This window comes from Neisseria sp. P0021.S005, from assembly GCF_051956955.1.
The window spans coordinates 1-5,081 of sequence record NZ_JBQCWY010000194.1; the positions used below are offsets into that span (position 1 = coordinate 1).

The 5,081-nt window shown below is 47.6% G+C and carries 4 protein-coding genes; 1 reads left to right on the top strand and 3 read right to left on the bottom strand.

The window, feature by feature from the left end:
- Window positions 1-430, top strand: a 430-nt coding sequence (gene hslO / locus ACTHUE_RS10730) for an Hsp33 family molecular chaperone HslO (protein WP_440423449.1), incomplete at its 5' end; no start/stop codon positions are given.
- 170 nt (window positions 431-600) lie between these two features.
- Here the strand turns inward: hslO and tyrS are convergent.
- The 3 genes from tyrS to ychF all read right to left on the bottom strand — a co-directional run.
- Entirely contained in the window at window positions 601-1,896 is a 1,296-nt protein-coding gene (gene tyrS, locus ACTHUE_RS10735) for a tyrosine--tRNA ligase (RefSeq protein ID WP_107810443.1), read from the bottom strand.
- Window positions 1,897-1,971: 75 nt separating this feature from the next.
- Window positions 1,972-3,831 (bottom strand): acyltransferase family protein, encoded by a 1,860-nt coding sequence (locus ACTHUE_RS10740; RefSeq protein ID WP_107810444.1) that lies wholly within the window; start codon window positions 3,829-3,831, stop codon window positions 1,972-1,974.
- Between the two features lie 484 nt (window positions 3,832-4,315).
- Window positions 4,316-5,081, bottom strand: a 766-nt coding sequence (gene ychF, locus ACTHUE_RS10745) for a redox-regulated ATPase YchF (protein WP_440423451.1), incomplete at its 5' end; no start/stop codon positions are given.

Sequence of the window (5,081 nt, forward strand, 5' to 3'; positions counted from 1 at the left end):
TACCTATATTACGCTTGCCGCCGACGACCAAGCAGCAGGTGCATTATTGCTGCAACGCCTGCCGGAAGAAGAATTGGATGATGCCGCGTGGGAGCATGTGACTACGCTTGCGCAAACGCTTACTCCGCAAGAATTGACCGGTTTGGATGCGCATCACGCCCTTTACCGCCTTTACCATGAAACCCCGCCCCGCGTTTTTGAACCGGAAGCCATCGAGTTTGCCTGCACCTGCTCCCGTGGCAAAGTCAGCGATATGCTGTTGATGCTTGGTGGTCAGGAAGTCGGTGGCGTGGTGGCAGAACAAGGCAGCATTCAAATCGATTGCGATTTCTGCCATAGCAAGTATGTGTTTGATGAAACCGATGTCAACGCTTTGTTTGGCGCGGATGTGGTGAATGCCGTCCGTCAAGAAAATGAGCGTTTGCAGTAAGTACGGGATAAAAGTTTCTTAAAAAATTGGCTTAATAGAAGGGCAGGTGCAAAACCTGTCCTTTCTTTTTGGAAAATTGAATGCTAAAAATAGAAAATGCCGTCTGAAAAAAAGCGTGGCTGATTTCAGACGGCATGATTGTTTTAAACGATGCGTTTAATGTTTCAAGATTATTTCCAAACCAACAAAGCATGGTTGCGTTTGCCACGGCGGACGATGGTGTATTTGCCGAAACGTTTGTGTTCGTCGGTCAGCATGTAGGCATCGTCAGGTTTTTCAGCAGCATGGTTCGGATTGTTGGCTTCGGCAGGTTTGCCGTTGAGCAAAACCGCTTTGCTGTTGACAAAGCCGCGTGCTTCTTTGTTGGAAGACGCCAAACCGGTTTTCACCAAAGTTTCCACCACGTTGAGGCTCTCGGAAACTTCAAACGTTGGCAGGCCGTCGAGTGCCAGCTGCTCGAAGTCGCTTTCGGTAAGATGGCTTTGGTCTTCGGCAAACAGGCTTTCAGAAATGCGTTGGGCGGCGGCAAGGGCTTCTTCACCGTGAATCAGGCGGGTCATTTCCTCGGCAAGAATGCGTTGCGCTTCTGGCTTGGTGCCGCTGGCTTTGTCTTTGGCTTCGATGGCGTCGATTGCTTCGATGGACAGGAAGGTAAAGTATTTCAGGAATTTGTACACATCGGCATCGGTGACTTTCAGCCAGAATTGGTAGAACTGATACGGAGAAGTTTTCTTCGCGTTCAACCATACTGCGCCGCCTTCGGTTTTGCCGAATTTGGTGCCGTCGGATTTGGTTACCAAAGGCAGGGTCAGGCCGAATACTTGTTTTTGGTGCAGACGGCGGGTCAAGTCGATACCGGCAGTGATGTTGCCCCATTGGTCGGAACCGCCGATTTCCAAAACCGCGCCATGGCGTTTGTTCAGTTCGGCAAAGTCGTAGCCTTGCAGCAGGGAGTAGGCGAACTCGGTAAAGGAAATCCCCACATCGTCGCGCTCGATACGCTGTTTGACGGATTCCTTGTTCAGCATGGCGTTGACAGAGAAATGCTTGCCGATGTCGCGCAGGAAGTCGAGGCAGTTCATGCTGCCGAACCAGTCGGCGTTGTTCGCCATAATGGCGGAGTTATCGCCGTCAAAGCTTAAGAAAGGGGTCAGTTGGTTGCGGATGCTTTCTACCCAGCCGGCAACAGTTTCGGCAGAATTCAAGCTGCGTTCAGCGGCTTTAAAGCTTGGGTCGCCGATCATGCCGGTCGCACCGCCCACCAAAGCAATCGGCGTATGGCCGGCTTGTTGGAAACGGCGCAATGCCAATACAGGCAGCAAGTGGCCGATGTGCAGGCTGTCTGCTGTCGGGTCAAAACCGCAATAGAGGGAAATTTTTTGTTCGTTTAGCAAAGCGTCTAAGGCTTCGATGTCGGTAGTTTGCGCGATTAAGCCACGCGATTGTAGGTCTTTGATGACGCTCATTGTTATCTTCCAAAAAAATTAGCAGTTTTACAAACTGCTAATTGTAACAAATTTCATCGGATGAATGGCTATGGCTTACTGAAGAAGCGTGTGTTTTTCAGAAAAACGCTTGGCCAGTTCTCTGCCGCCGTAAGGGTTGATGTGGTCTCTATCGGAATAAACCGGCAATCCGTTTATTTTGAAATTTTCCGGAATATAGGCAGTGGCATCGATAATGTGCACATTGGCATATTTTTCTGCCAATTCTTTGATGCGTTCATTTCCTTTTGAAGTGACTGTTTCATCAATGGCAAGATTCTGACTAAATCCCGGTATGCGGTAAGACAGAATATGGGCGCGCAAGCCGTTGTATGACAAATTAGGGTTGTCTATCATCAGGTAAACCGCTTGTTTTTCCGAAGAAAGTTTTTGCAACATGAGGTTGAATTTTTTGAAAAAATCGGGATCGTAAGCAAGGGAGTTGCTGTTTTCAGGCATTTGGCTGCCCCAGCGCATGGCCAAAAGCACTTTTGAGTATTGGGGCAGATGCTCTTTGGCATACTGATAAACGGCACGGCAGGAGGCGTTTTTCTTGAATACGGGTGCAGCATAATCTTCTACATAGGCACAACTGTCCGCAGAAACCATCGTTGCCGACCATTTTTCTTTTTTGCCGACGGTATCAAAAAACGTTTTATATTGATCGGCATGCGAATCGCCTAGAATCAGTAATTCCGGCTGTTTGTCGGTATCGCCCCAAATACACTGTTTGTCGGTGTTGTTGTGACAAGAAGTGTAGGAACGTGCCAATCCCATGCGGTCGTATTGCTCCATAAACGGGAGCTTCATGGCAAGAAAAGGCGTAATAGCCAAAACAAGCATGGGGACGGCATAAATCCATGTCACAGACTGGGCAAAAGAGCCTTTCCACTTTTTAAACGGCTTCTCGACAAAATAATAAGAAAGCAGGGAGAGTGCAAACATTAAGATAATCGCGGCCGCAGTCGAATACGAAGGCAGATTGTTTGGACCGATGTATCTCATAAAAGCCAATACAGGCCAATGCCACAGATACAGCGAATAGGAAATTAAGCCTATGCCGACGGTAATCTTCCATTGGAAAAATTTTTTCAGCCGGTGTTCAAATTGATTGAAATAAATGAATGCGGCGGCGGCCAAACAAGGAATGATGGCGGCAGGCCCTGGAAAATAGGCGGTTTTTTCTGTATAGGCAAACAGGCAGGCAAACAGTACGCAGATGGAAAGTAATGCGCCTGCCGCCGCATATGGTTTGCCGGTATCCAGCCCTTGTTGTTGCCGATATTGCATCCACACGGCTGTTAATGAGCCGATCAGCATTTCGCAGGCGCGCAGATGGGGCAGGTAATATTTATCCAGTGCAGTTGGCATAAAAGAAGCCAAAATACTGAATACGCATAGCGTGATGAGGAAGGCAAACTGGGTGCGCCAGCTTTTGCGGACTACCAGTAACAGCAATATCGGGAAGACGAAATAATATTGTTCTTCGACCGATAAAGACCATATGTGAAGCAAAGGTTTTTCTTCTTGTATGGGATCGAAATAGCCCTGACCCTTTGCAAAAAAGATATTGGAGATGAACCCCAAGGTGGACAGGGCTGTCCTCCATAAAAGGAAGAAATCATCTTTGGTGAATAAAAGAAAGCCGCATACCAGCGTTACCGTCAATACGGTAAAAAATGCGGGCAGTATCCGCTTGATACGGCGGATGTAAAATTTTTTGAACGAGAAAATCCCGCTGCTCATTTCACGATGGATAATCATCGTGATCAGAAAGCCGGAAATGACAAAAAAGATATCGACACCAAGAAAGCCGCCAGGCAGCCAGTTTTTTTCAATATGGAAAACGACAACGGATAGAACAGCAACGGCACGCAATGTATCAATATCTGGGCGGTAAGATAAAACTTTGCTCATAATATTTTGATTTTAATTAGTTTATTTTAATGGCGCCGTCTGAAAAGTGATTCCTGCCGAGAGTGGGGGCATTTCGGAGGTCGGCCATCGTTTGTCAGTACTGGGCAGTTTGTTTGCCTTCTTAGAATGATTGCTGATGATATGCGTTTGAATAGTAATAGATTAGAGTAGGAATACGGTTGATAGTTTCAACATAATGTTTAATATGTTGTTTTTATAATGAATCAATACGATGTGGTATTGTTAAATTGTTTATTGTCATATCAATGGTATTGTTATTGATGATGTAACCTTGCGCTATTTTTAGGTAAGGCGTCGGTAAGAAATGGGAGATTTTAAGAGAGAAAAATTACGGGCTATATCCGCATTTATTATGGAGATGATGTCTTATTTTGTTGATATTCCAAGACATGAGGCCGTCTGAAAATAAATTCAGACGGCCTTAATCTTAGAAAAGGCCGTCTGAAAAAGCGTTACGCTGGGTTTATACGTTAAAGAGGAAGTGCATCACATCGCCGTCTTGTACGACGTATTCTTTGCCTTCTACACGCATTTTGCCGGCTTCTTTGGCTTTGGCTTCGCCGCCTAAGGCGATGAAATCTTCGTAGGAGATAACTTGGGCACGGATAAAGCCGCGTTCAAAGTCAGTGTGAATCACGCCGGCGGCTTGTGGCGCAGTGTCGCCTTTGTGGATGGTCCAAGCGCGGACTTCTTTGACACCGGCGGTGAAGTAGGTTTTCAGGCCCAAGAGGTCGTAGCCGGCACGAATCAGGCGGTTCAGGCCCGGTTCTTCCAAGCCCATCTCGGCGAGGAATTCGGCTTTTTCGTCGTCTTCCAATTCGGCGATTTCGCTTTCCATCGCAGCGCATACAGCCACAATCGGCGCGTTTTCTTTTGCAGCCAATTCTTTCAGGCGGTCGAGGTGCGGGTTGTTTTCAAAACCGTCTTCGGAAACGTTGCCGACATACATGGCAGGTTTGGCGGTCAGCAGGAACAGCGGTTTGAGCATGGCGAGTTCTTCTGCGTCCAAACCGAAGGAGCGTACAGGCTTGCCTTCGTCCAGATGAGGCAGCAGTTTTTTGCACAGATCGACCAGTTTTTGCGCGTCTTTATCGCCTGAGCGTGCGCGTTTTTCTTCGCGGACGATGGCTTTTTCGACGCTGGCCAAGTCAGCCAGTGCCAACTCGGTGCCGATGGTTTCGATGTCGGCAATCGGATCGACTTTGCCTGCAACGTGAACGATGTTGTCG

What these genes read in the sequence shown, in the direction of transcription:
- tyrS (WP_107810443.1), bottom strand. Translation starts at nt 1,896, where the DNA reads ATGAGCGTCATCAAAGACCTACAATCGCGTGGCTTAATCGCGCAAACT.
- ACTHUE_RS10740 (WP_107810444.1), bottom strand. Translation starts at nt 3,831, where the DNA reads ATGAGCAAAGTTTTATCTTACCGCCCAGATATTGATACATTGCGTGCC.